1 protein-coding gene is annotated in these 1014 nt (G+C 75.5%); it reads left to right on the plus strand.

Going from position 1 to position 1014, the window contains the following annotated elements; genetic code table 11:
* The coding region (locus tag ACVNF4_RS36365) for an alkaline phosphatase family protein (RefSeq protein ID WP_461807083.1) at nt 1–1014 on the plus strand (1014 nt) is incomplete at both ends.

Here is a 1014-nt window from a genome sequence, read left to right on the forward strand (position 1 = left end):
ACCGCCTCGCCGACCGGCGCAGGCGCGGCGGCCCGCCCGGCCCGCAGACGCCCGGGACGGTCTTCCTCCAGTTCGACGGCGTGGGCCACGACCTGCTGCACACCGCCGCCCACACCGGCCTCATGCCGACCGTCGCCCGCTGGCTCGACGGAGACGGCGCAAACGGCGCCACGCACCGCCTCACCCCCTGGCGCACCGACTGGTCCAGCCAGACCGGCGCCAGCCAGCTCGGCATCCTGCACGGCACCAACCACGACGTCCCCGCCTTCCGCTGGTACGAGAAGGACACCCGGGAGGTCATGGTCTGCAACCGCCCCACCAGCGCCGCCGAACTCCAGCGCCGCGCGGTCGAGCGCACCCGCGACACCGGGCTCCTCTCGGCGGACGGCGCGAGCCGAGGCAACCTCTTCGGCGGCGGCGCCGACGAACAGGCCCTCGTGCTGTCCGTCGCCGCCCGCCGCCGACGCGAGAACCGCTCCCGCGCGGGCTACTTCGCCTACTTCTCCGACCCCGCCAACGCCGTGCGCACACTCCTGTCGTTCACCGCCGAGGTCGGCCGCGAACTCGGCCAGTCCACCCGCGCGCGGATGCGCCGCAAACGCCCGCGCGTGAAGCGCGGCGGCCTCTACCCGCTGGTCCGCGCGTTCGCGACGGTCGTCGAACGGGACGTCGTGGTGGCCGCCGTGATGGGCGACCTGCTCGCCGGGCGGACGTCCGTGTACGCCGACCTCGTCGCCTACGACGAGGTCGCCCACCACTCCGGGCCGCTCAGCCGCGACGCCGAGAAGGTCCTCGCCCGCCTCGACCGCTCCCTCGCGCTGATCGAGAAGGTCGCCGAGCACGCGCCGCGCCCGTACCGGATCGTCGTCCTGTCCGACCACGGCCAGAGCCCCGGAGAGACGTTCCGGGCGCGCTACGGGCTCACCCTCGGGGACCTCGTCCGCGCGGGCAGCGGACTGCCCGTGCCGCGCCGGGCCGAGCGCACCCACAGTGGCGCCGAGGCGCGGACCGCCG

The sequence above is a fragment of the Streptomyces sp. S6 genome (genome assembly GCF_054880855.1).